This window comes from Sandarakinorhabdus limnophila DSM 17366 (genome assembly GCF_000420765.1).
GTDB classification, from domain to species: domain Bacteria; phylum Pseudomonadota; class Alphaproteobacteria; order Sphingomonadales; family Sphingomonadaceae; genus Sandarakinorhabdus; species Sandarakinorhabdus limnophila.
Genome location: NZ_ATVO01000003.1, coordinates 532139 through 546281 on the forward strand (window position 1 = coordinate 532139; position 14143 = coordinate 546281).

Sequence of the window (14143 nt, forward strand, 5' to 3'; positions counted from 1 at the left end):
CGACCATGGCCGATATCAATTCAAAGCTGGAAATGCCGGTCACCACCGGGCCGCTGCCGGGCAGCCGCAAGATCCATGTCGCCGGCACCATCCATCCGGATATCCGCGTCGCCATGCGCGAAGTCGCGCTCGATCCCTCGGCCAAGGAGCCGCCGGTGCGCATCTATGATGCGTCTGGCCCCTACACCGATGCCACCACCACCATCGATATTGCCGCCGGCCTGCCCCCCTTGCGCACCGCGTGGGTGGAAGCCCGCGGCGATGTGGAGCGCTACCCCGGCCGCGAAGTGAAGCCAGAGGATAACGGCGTCGCCAACGTCCCCGGCGGCAAGGCCGATGTCGCCGAATTCCCCAACGTCGTGAAGAACCCGCTGCGCGCCAAACCCGGCCAGGCCGTCACCCAGATCGCCTACGCCCGCCGCGGCATCATCACACCGGAAATGGAATATGTCGCCATCCGCGAAAACATCGGCCGCGCCCAGCGTGATGGCCTGATCCGCGACGGTGAAAGCTTTGGCGCCGAAATCCCCGATTATGTCACGCCGGAATTCGTGCGCAGCGAAATCGCTCGTGGCCGCGCCATCATCCCGGCCAATATCAACCACCCGGAAGCCGAACCGATGATCATCGGCCGCAATTTCCTGGTGAAGATCAACGCCAACATCGGCAACTCAGCCGTGGCCTCCTCGGTGGCGGAAGAAGTCGAAAAGATGGTCTGGGCTGCCCGCTGGGGAGCCGACAACATCATGGACCTTTCAACGGGCCGCAACATCCACAACACCCGCGAATGGATCCTGCGTAACAGCCCCGTGCCGATCGGCACCGTGCCGATCTATCAGGCGTTGGAAAAGGTGAACGGCGTCGCTGAAGACCTCACCTGGGAAGTCTATCGCGACACGCTGATAGAACAGGCCGAACAGGGCGTCGATTATTTCACCATCCACGCCGGCGTGCGCCTGGCCTATGTGCCGCTCACGGCCAAGCGCGTCACCGGCATCGTGTCACGCGGCGGCTCGATCATGGCGAAATGGTGCCTGTCGCACCACAAGGAAAACTTCCTCTACACCCACTTCCGCGAGATCTGCGAGATCATGCGAGCCTATGATGTGAGCTTCTCGCTGGGTGACGGCCTGCGCCCCGGCTCCATTGCGGACGCGAACGATCGCGCCCAGTTTGCCGAACTCGAGACCCTGGGCGAACTCACCCAGATCGCCTGGGAACATGATTGCCAGGTGATGATCGAAGGCCCCGGCCACGTGCCGATGCACAAGATCAAGGTGAACATGGAAAAGCAGTTGGAAGAATGCGGCGAAGCCCCCTTCTACACGCTGGGGCCGCTCACCACCGACATCGCCCCCGGTTACGATCATATCACCAGCGGCATCGGCGCCGCCATGATCGGCTGGTTCGGCTGCGCGATGCTCTGCTACGTCACGCCCAAGGAACATCTCGGCCTGCCCGATCGGGACGACGTGAAAGTCGGCGTCATTACCTACAAACTCGCCGCCCACGCAGCTGACCTGGCCAAGGGCCACCCGGCCGCCCAACTGCGCGACGACGCGCTGAGCCGCGCCCGCTTCGATTTCCGCTGGCGCGACCAGTTCAACCTGAGTTTGGACCCGGAAACCGCCCTAGCCTATCACGACGAGACGCTTCCGGCCGAAGGCGCCAAAGTGGCGCACTTCTGCTCCATGTGCGGGCCGAAGTTCTGTTCGATGAAGATCACGCAGGACGTGCGCGACTACGCCGCCAAACAGAACAGCGCCGAAATGCTGGAAGCCGGCATGGCGGAAAAGAGCGCCGAGTTCAGGGCCAAGGGCGGGGAGATTTATCTCCCGGCGGCGGAGTAAAAGGAGACCTCCGGCCAGCAGGAGTGCCCCCTGCCCTGCAGTGAATGCTGGCCTGCGCCAGCATGACAGGGTTTTTTAGAGGCCAAGGGCTGCCCGAAAACAAACGGGTGCAGTGGTCACCCCTGCCTGCCGCGAAGAACGAAGTTGACGCCCGCGCTGGCGGCGGTGATGCAGCGATAGCGGCCGTGCGTTCGGCATTTTCAGCGCAGTGGTGATTTGGGCAGGGGAGTGTGCGCGGTGGGCGAGAAGTTCGAGCGGCACAAGCAGGCGTGGACGAGCGATGAAGTGCAGAAACTGCACACGCTGGCGAAGAAGGGCATGCCGCTGCGGGCCATCGCCAAGGCGCTGACCCGCAGTGAGGAATCGGTGAAGGCGCGGGCGAAGGAAGACAAATTGGGCATTGTCAGCCTGCGGTAACCGCACGGCAGCAAGGCGGCGCGCTTTCAGTCTGGTGCGCCGCCGATCAGTTTCATCACCGCGCCGAAACCACCGACAGACCAATCAGCAGTGAAGGGGAAATTCACTTGGTCGAAGGGTTGGCCTGGATCACCTTCTTGGGGGCTTCCTTCTTGGGCTTGCGGACTTCCTTGTTGGATTTTGCCTGACCCTTGGCCATCGTCTGTCTCCTGAACGGACCCATGCCGTCGGCTGACTATGCGACCTTCCCGGCCCGGCGTCACCGGTCAATTGTTGATATGGGCGTGGTGAAACCGGCGAAATGCGTCAAAACTGTCAAATAAAATGCACAAAGTGAAATGGCCCGCACGTGTGGCGAGGTCTTGTTGGCTCTTTCAAAACAGGATGGCAGGCGCACACTGCAGGGGCAGCCCAAAAACAAACGGGTGCAGGGGCGAGTCCGACACGCCATTCCTGCAGATTGGCGAGACCAAATATGGCAAGCCGGTGCTCGATCGCATGCTCACCTATGAAACACCGATGGCGGAAGCCCTGAAGATCGCGCTGATCAGCTTCTCTGCCACCATGCGATCAAACCTGGCCGTGGGCCTGCCCGTCGATATCGCCACCATCCGCAGCGGCGTTTCCGATCTGGAGCTGATCCACCCGATCGAGGTGGATGATGAATATTACAGCGAACTCAAAAACCGCTGGAGCAACGCCCTGCGCGCTGCTGCCGCCGCCATTCCGCTGCCGCAATATGCCAGCCAGCCGGAACAGGAATTGCGCAGTTAGGCAGGCGCCAGTTGTGCGTTCGGCTTCGCCCGCGTCACCCACAACATCAGCGCCAGCACCAGCCCCAAGACACTCACCCCGGTCATCGCCAGATAGCCCAGCGCGGCATCGCCATCGGCCACCAGCGCATCATAAAGATAACCGGAAACGAAGGTGGTAAAGGCCTGCGCTGGGGCCGAGGCCAGCGCCATGTAGATCATCTGCGCCGTGGCTGTCTGTTCATCGCCCATCATCTGGTTGACCAGCCGCATCGCGCCCAGGAACACCGCCGCAAAGGTGCCGGCGTGCAGCACCTGCAGCGGCCACAGCGCCCATTCCGGCGGCAGGAAGGCCATCGCCGTCCAGCGGATGATGCAGGCGACAGCGCCCACCAGGATCAGGGTTTCCGAAGCAAATTTGCTCGACCAGCCGCCAAGGAACATCAGGAACAGCACTTCCACCGCCACCCCTACCGACCAGAGATTGCCCGCCACCGTCTGCGAAATCGCCTGATCCTTGGTCCAGATCAGCACGCCGAAACCATAGAAATAGCCGTGGGTGGCCTGCAAGATGCCAGCCGCAAAGATCAGCAGCGCAAAGCGGCGGTTCTTCAGCAGGCCAACGCCCTCCTTCAGGCGGCCAATGAAATCGCCTTCCTCATTGCCCCGCACGGGCTCCTTCGGCATCACGAATGCCGCACCGATCAGCGCAATCGACACGCCCAACAGCCAGGCCCAGATCGCCCATGGCCCGAAATCCGTCACCAGCGCGCCCACGCTGGACGAACCGACAATGAACGCTGCCGACGCCAGGCCACGCGCGAAGCCGTAGGGCGGCAGGCCCGATTTCGTCAGCCGGATCAAGGCCGCCTCCACGGCCGGCAGCAGGCCCCAGAAGCCGACATCCATCAGCAGGATGATGGCAAACACCGGCCAGAAGCCTTCAACGAACCAGAGCGCACCAAAACCAGCGCTAAGCAGGAAGGCGAACAGAAACAGCGGCGCGCGCTTGTCGCTTTGGCCTGCGGCCCAGGCGGCAGTGAGCGGCCCGACCACAATGCGCGACAAGCCACCAACCGTGAGCACCAGGCTGATCTGCACGCCGGTGAAGCCCTGCGCCGCATCCAGCCATGTCGGCAGATGCGGGATCAACGCGCCAAAGCCGGCAAAAAACAGGCACGACAGGATGGTGGCGCGTACGCCGTTGGAACTCAGCTGTGCGGGGGGTGATTCGGTCATGGCGTTTGATGGCAGGCTGTCATCACCCTGTCACTCTTGGCGCGTGGACAGATGGTGCAGCAGCGGCCTAGATTGCGTCAAACAACCACTGGGGAGACTTCGCCATGGCCCTTCCGGCGCTTTTTGATCTGACCGGGCAGACCGCCCTCATCACCGGTTCCAGCCGCGGGATCGGCAAGGCCATTGCCCACCGCATGGCCGAACATGGCGCCAACGTGGTGATCTCCAGCCGCAAGGCCGATGCCTGCGAAGCCGCACGGGACGAGATCAACGCCGCCGTGGGCCGCGAAGCCGCCATCAGCGTGCCGGCCAACATTGCATCCAAGGAAAGTCTGCAAGCGCTGGTTGATGCCACCGTCGCCAAATGGGGCCAGATCGATCACCTGGTCTGCAACGCCGCCAGCAACCCCTATTATGGCCCGCAGGGCGGCATTTCTGATGAAGCCTTCACCAAGATCCTGCAAAACAACATCGTTTCGAACCACTGGCTGATCAGCATGGTCGCCCCGGCGATGCGTGCCCGCAAGGATGGCACCATCACCATCGTCAGCAGCATCGGCGGACTGCGCGGCAGCACCATCATCGGTGCCTATTGCATCTCGAAGGCGGCCGACATGCAATTGGCCCGCAACCTCGCCTGTGAATATGGGCCCGACAATGTGCGCGTGAATTGCATCGCGCCCGGCCTAATCAAGACCGATTTTGCCAAGGCGTTGTGGGATGATGCCGAAACCCTGAAGCGCTCCACCGCCACCGCGCCGTTGAAGCGCATCGGTGTGCCCGATGAGATCGCCGGCATGGCCGTGTTCCTCGCCGGCAAGGCCGGGGCCTTCACGACGGGGCAGAATTTCGTGATTGATGGCGGGGTGACGGCGGCCTGAACGCGGCGCCTAGCGCCTGTCGTAATAGATCTGCCCCATCAGCCCGAACAGCCAAATGGCATCGGGCGGAGTCGGGTCGTTGTTATATTCGCGATACAAGGTGTCGACGTTGACCGCGATGCGCTCAGCGTCCTTCCACGTCGCATAACGCCCCAGCCCGATGTCGCGCGCGGCGTCCTCCGCCGACAGGCCGGCGGCGTGGCGGGCGCGGGCTTCGTGATCGATATAAGCCAGATAATCGGCCACCTCGCGCACCCCGGCCTTGTCGGTGAGGGGGCCGTGGCCCGGCACGATCACGTCCACATCCATGGCGATGATGCGCTCGCAGGCGGCGATCCAGTTCGATACCGGCCCGGCCCACATGATTGGCGTGCCTTCGATGAACAAGATGTCGCCGGTGAACACCGCCTTGGCTTGCGGCACATGCACCAGCACATCGCCGGCAGTGTGCGCCGGGCCAACCTCGATCAGGTCAACCGCGCGGCCGCCCACGTCCAATTGGGTCTGGCTACAGAAGGTGCGTGTCGGCGCGCGCTCCTGCACGCCGGCAAAATCGAACGGCGCAAACACCTCGGCGAAATAGCGACCGGCCACTCCCATCTGCCCGGCCGCGCCTGCCGCCTTCAACTGCGCCAGCAATGCCGGTGAAAACGCCTCCATCTCCCGTGCCGACGCTTCCGACGCGATGATGTCCGCTTTCTCCAGCAGATGATTGCCGTGGGTGTGATCGCCATTGGCATGGGTGTTGACCACCTGGCCGATGCTCGCTGCGCCAAAGCCCGTCGCGCGCTCCATGCCGGCCAGCATCTCGGCGGTCAGCTGCGTGTCGAACAATGTGTCCACGAGCGCCGCTGCGCCGTCACCGGGCCGCCCTTCCACGATCAGCCCGGCGTTGGACCAGCCCCAGCCGCCATCGGGCTGCAGCCAGGCGAACAGGCCGTCGCCGATTTCGTGCAGGCCCCGGGTGAAGGCCGTCATGGCTGGCCTTCCAGCTCAAAGCTGATCGTCACCTGCGCAGACAATGACAATTCGCCCGGCTGCACCGGAGGCGCCGCGCCGGCTTCGGCCATCGCCATGCGCATCATCGGCCGCGGGCCGGGTTCCGGAGCGCCGGCGCCTTCGCTGATGCTGGCAATGCGCTTCACCTTCAGGCCGGCAGCATTGGCATAAAGCTCCGCCCTTGCCCGGGCCTTGGCAACCGCGGCGGTGCGCGCTCCGTCCAGCGCGGCGTCCGAATTGGCCAGGGTGAACTCCGGCCCCTGCACCTCGTTGGCGCCGGCCTTGATCGCCACGTCGATCAGCTTGCCGGCATCGCCCAACTTCATGGTGCGCAGGCTGATGCTGTTTCGGGCCTGATAGCCGGTGAGGATCGGCGACTGGTTCGGTTCGTACCGATATTGCGGATTGAGGCTGAGCCCGGTGGTCTGCACGTCGCGATCGGCGACGCCAGCGGCTTTCAGGGCTGCAAGCACAGCGTTCATGCGGGTCGCGTTGGCCGCCATCGCCTCGGCCGCCGTGGCCGCCGCGGTGAGCACGCCGGCCGTCATCCGCAATTGGTCGGGCGCCCGCGCCACATCGGCACTGGCGGTAATGGTGAGCATGGCCGGCATCGCGGCCGAACGGTGCAACATGAAGCGCATGGGTCCATCAGCGGGCAATGACGGCAGACCCGGTGGCGGCACTTGCATCCGATCCTGGGCAGCGACGGGGGAAGCGGCAGCCAACAAAAGCAGCAGAATGGCAGAAAAGCGCATGGATCAGCTCCTGGTTCGCGATGCCGGCATGATGGCGCGACTGGCGGCCGCCGTCACTCCTGCAAATCGTCGCCGCATCCGTGCGGCGAAATACCGTCGAGTAGCGCTCAAATTTGCCTTTTTGCTGCCATCGACTTCGTTTAAGGAGTGCTCTTGCGTGCGGTGATGTATTTCGATAATACACCCTCGCAGAGGAACTATGTCAATGAACGCCCAACAGCCTGTCCCTTCACCAGCCGCGGCGGAGGTGTATAACTTCCCACCTGCCGAAGGCGACGCGCCGTCAAAGCGCAACCGCTGGCTGAAGCCGGGCCTGATCGCGCTGGCGATCGCGCTGGCCGGGGCGGCTGCGTGGCAGGCGTTCGGCCCCGCCGCAGCCCCGCCCGCCGCGCCTGCCAGCAACCTGCCGGAAGTCACCGTGCTGGTGCCCGGCACCACCATGCTGGCTGATGCGATCACCGCGCCTGGCAGCATTGCCGCCAAGCGCGATGCCGCCGTGGGTGTGCAGGGCGAAGGTGGTCGCGTGGTGCGCGTGATGGTGGAACCCGGCCAGCGCGTTGGCGCCGGTCAGGTGTTGGCCCAGATCGATCGCCAGGTGCAAACCCAGGAAATCGCCCAGCTTTCTGCCAGCGTTCGCCAGGCCGAAGCCGAAGCCCGGCTGGCGCAGGCCAATCTGGCCCGCGCCGAAAGCCTGGTGGCCAAGGGCTTCATCAGCCGTGCCGACATCGATCAACGCCTTGCCACCCGCGATGGCGCACAGGCCCGCGTTGGCGTGGCCCGCGCCCAGTTGGGTGCGGCCCGCGAACGGGCTGACCGGCTCGACGTGCGGGCGCCCGCTGCTGGTCTGATCCTGTCGCGCAATGTCGAAACCGGCCAGGTGGTCGGCCCCGGCACCGGCGCGCTGTTCCGGCTGGCGGAAGGCAATGCGCTGGAAATGCGTGCGCAGGTCGCCGAACAGGATCTCGCCCGGCTGAAGGTGGGCATGTCTGCTGTCGTCACCCCGGTGGGCGCGACCGAAGGCTTCAAGGGCAAAGTGTGGCTGATCGACCCGGTGATCGATCCGGCCAATCGCCAGGGCATCGTGCGCATCCAACTTGAATATACGCCCGGCCTGCGGGTTGGCGCCTTTGCCCGCGCCCGCATCGAAGGCGGCGAAACCACGCGTCCGCTGCTGCCGCAATCCGCGGTGCTGGCCGATGCGAACGGCAATTTCGTCTATGTACTGGGCAAAGACAACAAGGTGGAGCGCCGCAGCATCGAAGTGGGCGCGATCAGCGATGCCGGCGTCGGTGTTGCTTCGGGCCTCACCGGCGCGGAACGGGTGGTGGCCAGTGCGGGCGCCTTCCTGAAGCCGGGCGATACGATCAAGCCGGTGCTGGCCGCCCCCGCCACGCGCTGATTTCGACAGGACACGCCCAAAATGCGCAATATTTCCGCCTGGTCGATCAAGAATCCGGTACCGCCGCTGGTGCTGTTCGCACTGCTGATGCTGGCCGGCATCCTTTCGTTCCGGGCGATGGACATCAACAACCAGCCCGATATCGAATTCCCGGGCGCGATGATCATGGTGGCGCAGCCGGGCGCTGCCCCGGAAGAGCTGGAAAACCAGGTCACGCAGCGGGTTGAAGCAGCGGTGCGCAACATCACCGGTGTCGATGAAGTGAACAGCACGGTTTCCGAAGGCAGCAGCCGCACCATGGTGCAGTTTGCCATCGGCACGCCGATTGATCGCGCCGTCAACGATGTGCGCGACGCCATTGCCAATATCCGTTCCGATCTGCCGCAGGGCATCCTGCAGCCGCAGGTGAGCCGGCTCGACATTGCCGGCGGGCCGATTGCCTATTTCGCGGTTGAATCCACGGCGATGACCCTGGAAGAACTCAGCTGGTTCGTCGACAACACCGTGGCCAAGCGCCTGCTGGGCATCCCCGGCATGGCTCAGGTGCGCCGTTCGGGTGGGGTCAGCCGCGAAATCCGGGTGATCCTCGATCCCGATCGCATGCAGGCCTATGGCGTCACGGCAAGCCAGGTGAACGCCCAACTGCGTCAGGTGAACCTGAATGCCGCCGGTGGCCGCGCCGAAATCGCCGGCGCCGAACAATCGGTTCGCGTGATGGGCAATGCCCGCAACGCCGTGGGCCTCGGCGAAACCCAGATCAATCTTGGCCAGGGGCGCAGCATCCGCCTTGCCGATATCGCCGATGTTCGCGACGGCTATGCAGAGCAGCGCAGCATTTCCAAGCTTAATGGCCGCCAGGTGCTCAGCTTCTCGATGGCCAAGGCCAAAGGCTCCTCCGACGTCACGGTGTATGATGCGGCGGTCAAAGAAATCGATGCCCTGCGCACGCAGTATCCCAAGGTTTCGTTCAAGCTGATTTTCACCTCGGTGGAATATACCAAGAACCAGTATCACGGCGCCATCGACGCGATGATCGAAGGCGCGATCCTCGCCGTGCTGGTGGTGTGGCTGTTCCTGCGCGATTGGCGCGCCACGGTGATTTCGGCGCTGGCCATCCCGCTGTCGGCCATTCCCACCTTCTGGTTCCTCGATGTCTGGCTGGGCTTCAGCCTCAACCAGCTTTCGCTTCTCGCGCTCAGCCTGGTGGCGGGCGTGCTGGTCGATGATGCCATCGTGGAAATCGAAAACATCGTGCGCCACATGCGCATGGGCAAATCCGCCTGGCAGGCCAGCATGGACGCAGCCGACGAGATCGGCCTGGCCGTGGTTGCCACCACCATGTCGATTGTCGCGGTGTTCCTGCCGGTGGCGCTGATGCCCGGCATTTCTGGCCAGTTCTTCAAGAATTTCGGCGCAACCGTTGCGGTCTCCGTCCTGATCAGCCTTGCCGTCGCCCGCCTCATCACGCCGATGCTCGCCGCCTTCTTCCTGAAGAGCGAGGGCCAGGCCGAACATGGCACCGGCAAGTGGGTCGATGTCTATATGGGTATCCTGAACTGGGCGCTGGCCAACCGCATGAAGACCGTGTTCGGCATTGGCGGCGTCGCGCTGGGGCTGACCATCGTGCTGTTTGCCACCCTGCCGATGACCTTCCAGCCCGACGTCGACAATGATGACTCCCAGGTGACCATCGCCCTCCCGCCTGGCGTCACGCTGCCACAAACCGAAGCCATCGTTGAAAAGGCTGTGGCCGTGCTGGAAAGCTCGCCCGATCTGGCGCTGGCCTTTGCCGATGTCGATGTCGGCGGCGGCAACATCTATCTCACGCTGAAGAAAAGCCGGACGATGCACCGCATCGATTGGGAACGTGCAATGGCGCCCAAGCTGGCTGCCATTCCCGATGCCCGCATCGGCTTTTCAGCCCAGGGCGATGGCCCGCCCGGCGGCCGCCCGATCAGTGTCACACTCACCGGCAATGATCCCATCCTGCTCGACAGCACCGCCCGCAAGGTGGTGGAAGAAATGCGCGCGATGCCAGAACTGCGCCAAGCCCGGATCGATGGCGGCCTGCAACGGCCGGAAATCACCATCAAGCCGCGGCTTGATCTTGCCGCCGAACTGGGTGTGACCACGGCTGCGCTGTCGGAAACCATCCGCATCGCCACGCTAGGTGATATCGATCAGAATGTTGCCAAGTTCAGCGTGGCTGATCGCCAGATCCCGATCCGCGTGGCGCTGGCCGAATCCTCGCGGCGCAATCTTTCCACGATCGAAAACCTGCCGGTGCCCACCGCGCGCGGCGGCACCGTGCCACTGAAGGTGGTCGCCGAAATCAGCTTTGGCACCGGCCCCACTGAAATCCGCCGCTTCAACCAGCAGCGCCGCATCCTGATGGGTGCCGATCTTGCCCCAGGCCTGCTGTCTGGCGATGTGCAGACCAAGGTGAACCTGCTGCCGAGCCTGAAGAACCTGCCGCCTGGCGTCGAAAAGGTGCAGCTGGGCATGCAGAAGTGGTTGGGCGAACTCGTGTCAAACTTCATTCTGGCGGTGATCGCAGGTGTGGTGATGGTGTTTGCCGTGCTGGTGCTGCTGTACAAGCGGGTGTTGCCGCCGTTCGTCAACATGATGTCGCTGTTGCTGGCGCCGCTGGGTGGCCTGATCGCCCTTGGGCTCACCGGCAATGCCATCTCCATGCCGGTGTTTATCGGCCTGCTGATGCTGCTCGGCATTGTCGCCAAGAACTCCATTCTTCTGGTCGACATGGCCATCGAAGAAATGGAAAAGGGCGTTCCCAAGCTGGAAGCGATCCTTGAGGCCGGCCACAAGCGCGTGCAGCCGATCGTGATGACCACGGTCGCCATGGTAGCGGGCATGATGCCGGTGGCACTGGCGCTGGGTGGTGACGGTTCCTGGCGCGCACCGATGGGCATCGTGGTGATCGGCGGCCTGATTGTTTCGACCGCTCTCACCCTGATCATCGTGCCGGCCGGCTTCTCCATCGCCGTTTCGGTGGAAGAATGGCTGGCGCCGCGCATGAAGCGGTGGTTCACCAACAACGAAGGGGCTGCTAAGCTTCCCGGCGCAACGCCTGCGGAGTGATCACGCCCTGAACAGCCTGCTGCCGGAATCGCCCTTTCACCGGATGCGCCTGATGGCGACGCTGCTGCTGGCAGCGATGGCCGTGATTTTCATCGTCTGCCTGATGTTTCCCAAGGCGCATCCGGCTGTGCCGTGGGTGATGGCGTTCAGTGAAGCGGCGATGGTGGGCGGCCTTGCCGACTGGTTCGCCGTCACCGCGCTGTTCCGTCATCCGCTGGGTCTGCCGATTCCGCACACCGCCATCATCCCGCAACAGAAGGACCGGCTGGGCGAAACCCTGGCCCAGTTCCTGAAAGACAATTTCCTGAAACCCCAGGTCGTCGCCCGCCGTCTGGACGATGCCGATCTGGCCGGCGTGTTGGCGCGCTGGCTGGCCGCGCCGCCGGCGGAAGGCCCGAACCGCAAGAAGGGCATTGCCCCGCTGGTTGGCCAGCTGATCGACGGGCTGGATGATCCCGCCATTGCCAAGGCGGTGGAAGATCTGGCCCGCGGCCGGCTGCAATCCATGCAATTGTCCCCCATCGTTGCCGATGCGGTGGACACGCTGGTGGCGGGAGGCCGACACGAACTGCTGATCGATGCCGCTGTCGAATGGGGGCTGGCGACGATCGTCGATGAAGCCCCCAACATCCGCGGCAAGGTGACAGAGCGCACCAACTGGCTGCTGCGCCTCGCCGGCGCCGATGAAAGCCTGTCGGATACGATGATCAGTTCGGTGCAGCGCCTGTTGGTAGAGATCAAGCATGATCCCTGGCACCCGGTGCGGCAGCGCCTGGTCGATGCCTTCAAGCAGTGGACATTCGATTTGCGCCACTTCCCCGAAAGCCAGGCGCGGGTGGAAGGCTTCAAGGATGATCTGCTCGCCAATCCGGCGATGGGCAGCTGGGTGCAGGGCCTGTGGGATGCGGCGCGCGGCGCGCTGGCCACCAGCCTGAAACAACCCGGCGAGAACAGGCTGGGCGGCGCGCTGGTGGCGCTTGGCAACCGCATCGAAGGTGACGACGCGTTGAAAGCGGGGCTGAACACCGCCCTGCGCCGCGCCGTTGCTGGCCTCGCCAAGACCCATGGCGACGAGATCGTGAAGCTGGTTTCCGAAACCGTGCGCAGCTGGGATGCTGATACCGTCACCGACAAGGTGGAACAGGCGGTTGGCCGCGATCTGCAGTTCATCCGCATCAACGGCACGCTGATCGGGGGTTGCATCGGCGTGGTCATCTATGCCAGCGCGCGCTTTGTCCTCCTGCCACACTGAAGCTCCCATGCTGAACCGCCAGCCCACCCTCACCCATCCCGCCGTCACGTTGCGCCCCGCCACCGCAGACGACTGGCCGGCGCTGTTTGCCGCCGCCCATGATCCCGGCATCTGGGAAGGCCACCCGGCGCATGATCGCTGGCAGGAACCGGTGTTCAGCGCCTTCTTCGACGATGGCCTGGCCAGCGGCGGCATGCTGGTCGCCGCAGAACCGGCAACCGGCGTCCTCATCGGTTCCTCGCGCTTTGACTTGGGCCGAGCCGAAGCCGGTGAAGTGGAAGTGGGCTGGACCTTCCTGGTGCGCCGCCACTGGGGCAGCCGCACCAATCACATCATGAAGGCACTCATGGTCGGCCACGCGCTGCAGAGCGTGGAACGGGTGATCTTCCTGATCGGCGAAACCAACATTCGCAGTCGCACCGCCATTGAACGGATCGGTGCGACGCTGACCGACCGGCAGACGACCGCCCAACTGTCCACCGGGCCGGTCATCCACCTCTTCTACAGCATCGACCGCGCGGGCTTCGGCACCGGGCCGCTCTTCCCACTATGGGAACAACGGATCAGCTGACATCCACCAGATTGTCGTCCGAATTGCGGTCGACATATTTGTTGTAGGGATCGATCCCGGCAAAGGCCGGCTTGGCCTTGCTGATCAGCACCAGCACCTGTTTGCCCGATTGCACCGGCAGCAGCGTCATCGCCAGCACATCGGTCCGGCTGAACGCCCCCTGCCCCGGCTTGGCGGTGAAAAGGCCAACGTCGATCGTGTCGGCCAGCGGCGCCGCCTTTTCCACACCCTTGCCATCGGCATAGAGCTTGGCGGCGTCCACCGTCAGCCGCGTTTCCCAGCGGCCATCGGCCAGTTTCCGGGTCGTCGCCGCCGTCGCCTTCAGATCATAAAGGGTGATGCGCTCGAACAGGTCGCTCACCAGCTGCCGTTCGGCCTCATTGCGGGCCAGCGACTTGTAGCCATCCACCAGTGTCGTGGAGGTGAGATAAGGCTGGCTCTTGAACTTGTGGGTGGCGAGCAGGCCGGACAGCATGGCGTTGACCCGATCCTCGCCCAGCCGGTCGGCCAGAAGATACATCACCAGGCTACCCTTGCGGTAATGGATATAGCCCTGGTTCTCGACCCGGTTCAGCGGCAGTTCCTCGATGATCTCACCGCCGCGGTTGCGCAGGTAGTTATCCAGTTCGTACTTCAGGAAGCGGCGGATCTTGTCCTCGCCATAGAGCTGCTTCATCACCATCAGCGCCGAATATTGCGCCATGGTCTCCACGAACAACGTGCCGCCCTGCATCTCCGCGCTGACGATCTGGTGGCCCCAATATTGGTGGGCGACCTCGTGCGCGGTTACATAGGTGACGTAATCGATCTTTTCGGGATCGTCATTGGCCGGCAGGGACTCAGTCCCTGCACCCGCGTTGCGGCCAGCCTTCTTGAGCGGCAAATCATCGACCGCGCCTACTTCGAGGAGCTAGAGCGAATAAGGCTCA

General features: G+C 63.8%; 13 protein-coding genes. 9 read left to right on the forward strand and 4 right to left on the reverse strand.

Features of this window, described 5'->3' with window-relative positions:
* The first annotated feature begins 5 nt into the window (after nucleotides 1-5).
* The 3 genes from thiC to G566_RS13300 all read left to right on the forward strand — a co-directional run bounded on the left by thiC (nucleotide 6) and on the right by G566_RS13300 (nucleotide 3041).
* On the forward strand, nucleotides 6-1850 hold the full coding sequence (thiC, locus tag G566_RS0102725) for a phosphomethylpyrimidine synthase ThiC (RefSeq protein ID WP_022679149.1): 1845 nt from the start codon (nucleotides 6-8) through the stop codon (nucleotides 1848-1850).
* 237 nt (nucleotides 1851-2087) lie between these two features.
* On the forward strand, nucleotides 2088-2267 hold the full coding sequence (locus G566_RS0102730; RefSeq protein WP_029131171.1) for a hypothetical protein: 180 nt from the start codon (nucleotides 2088-2090) through the stop codon (nucleotides 2265-2267).
* A gap of 486 nt (nucleotides 2268-2753) precedes the next feature.
* Nucleotides 2754-3041 (forward strand): Ntn hydrolase family protein, encoded by a 288-nt coding sequence (locus G566_RS13300; RefSeq protein ID WP_022679152.1) that lies wholly within the window; start codon nucleotides 2754-2756, stop codon nucleotides 3039-3041.
* On the opposite strand, the gene G566_RS0102745 is transcribed toward G566_RS13300, so the two are convergent.
* Nucleotides 3038-4258, reverse strand: coding sequence for an MFS transporter (locus tag G566_RS0102745; RefSeq protein WP_022679153.1), 1221 nt, complete (start codon nucleotides 4256-4258; stop codon nucleotides 3038-3040). The genes G566_RS13300 and G566_RS0102745 overlap by 4 nt on opposite strands.
* A 104-nt stretch (nucleotides 4259-4362) precedes the next feature.
* Here G566_RS0102745 and G566_RS0102750 point away from each other — a divergent pair, with 104 nt between their 5' ends.
* Nucleotides 4363-5139 carry an SDR family NAD(P)-dependent oxidoreductase gene (locus G566_RS0102750; RefSeq protein WP_022679154.1) on the forward strand — a complete coding sequence of 259 codons (777 nt, stop codon included), beginning with the start codon at nucleotides 4363-4365 and terminating at the stop codon, nucleotides 5137-5139.
* A gap of 9 nt (nucleotides 5140-5148) precedes the next feature.
* On the opposite strand, the gene G566_RS0102755 is transcribed toward G566_RS0102750, so the two are convergent.
* Both G566_RS0102755 and G566_RS0102760 read right to left on the reverse strand, forming a co-directional pair.
* Nucleotides 5149-6117 carry an MBL fold metallo-hydrolase gene (locus tag G566_RS0102755; RefSeq protein WP_022679155.1) on the reverse strand — a complete coding sequence of 323 codons (969 nt, stop codon included), beginning with the start codon at nucleotides 6115-6117 and terminating at the stop codon, nucleotides 5149-5151.
* Nucleotides 6114-6893, reverse strand: coding sequence for an SIMPL domain-containing protein (locus G566_RS0102760; protein WP_029131173.1), 780 nt, complete (start codon nucleotides 6891-6893; stop codon nucleotides 6114-6116). The genes G566_RS0102755 and G566_RS0102760 overlap by 4 nt, the downstream gene beginning before the upstream one ends.
* Here G566_RS0102760 and G566_RS15265 point away from each other — a divergent pair.
* Genes G566_RS15265 through G566_RS0102780 form a run of 5 tightly spaced genes read left to right on the forward strand, consistent with a single transcriptional unit; the run spans nucleotide 6892 to nucleotide 13214 of the window.
* Complete coding sequence (locus tag G566_RS15265) at nucleotides 6892-7059, forward strand: hypothetical protein (RefSeq protein ID WP_156874403.1); 168 nt, start codon at nucleotides 6892-6894, stop codon at nucleotides 7057-7059. The genes G566_RS0102760 and G566_RS15265 overlap by 2 nt on opposite strands.
* Before the next feature lie 33 nt (nucleotides 7060-7092).
* Complete coding sequence (locus tag G566_RS0102765) at nucleotides 7093-8292, forward strand: efflux RND transporter periplasmic adaptor subunit (RefSeq protein ID WP_029131174.1); 1200 nt, start codon at nucleotides 7093-7095, stop codon at nucleotides 8290-8292.
* Nucleotides 8293-8313: 21 nt separating this feature from the next.
* The gene (locus tag G566_RS0102770; protein ID WP_022679158.1) at nucleotides 8314-11391 is read left to right on the forward strand and encodes an efflux RND transporter permease subunit; all 3078 of its coding nucleotides are present in this window, start codon (nucleotides 8314-8316) and stop codon (nucleotides 11389-11391) included.
* Between the two features lie 43 nt (nucleotides 11392-11434).
* Complete coding sequence (locus G566_RS0102775) at nucleotides 11435-12643, forward strand: DUF445 domain-containing protein (RefSeq protein ID WP_022679159.1); 1209 nt, start codon at nucleotides 11435-11437, stop codon at nucleotides 12641-12643.
* Between the two features lie 7 nt (nucleotides 12644-12650).
* Nucleotides 12651-13214, forward strand: a complete 564-nt coding sequence (locus tag G566_RS0102780) for a GNAT family N-acetyltransferase (RefSeq protein ID WP_022679160.1) — start codon at nucleotides 12651-12653, stop codon at nucleotides 13212-13214.
* Here G566_RS0102780 and G566_RS0102785 read toward each other — a convergent pair.
* A complete protein-coding gene (locus tag G566_RS0102785; protein ID WP_029131177.1) occupies nucleotides 13207-14097 on the reverse strand; it encodes a M1 family aminopeptidase in 891 nt (296 codons plus the stop codon). The two genes, G566_RS0102780 and G566_RS0102785, sit on opposite strands and share 8 nt — an antisense overlap.
* Nucleotides 14098-14143: the final 46 nt, after the last annotated feature.